The sequence below is a fragment of the Variovorax sp. AC103 genome (assembly GCF_979254005.1).
Map to the genome: position 1 here is coordinate 1 of NZ_CEEDFC010000116.1, position 232 is coordinate 232.

General features: G+C 68.5%; 1 pseudogene. It reads left to right on the forward strand.

Annotated features, from left to right (window positions below):
• Positions 1 to 232 (forward strand): annotated as a pseudogene (locus AC0IYU_RS35030) (NADH-quinone oxidoreductase subunit F); the annotation flags it as partial.

Genomic DNA, 232 nt, shown 5'->3' on the forward strand with positions numbered 1-232 from the left:
GCAGCACGTACAACTTCCAGTTGCCCGCCGCCCACGGCTTCGGCGCCTCCATCTGTGGCGAGGAAACCGCGCTGCTCGAGTCGCTCGAGGGCAAGCAGGGCCAGCCGCGCTTCAAGCCGCCGTTCCCCGCCAGCTTCGGCCTGTACGGCAAGCCGACGACCATCAACACCACCGAGACCTTCGCGGCGGTGCCCTGGATCATCCGCAACGGCGGTCCGGCCTACCTCGAGTG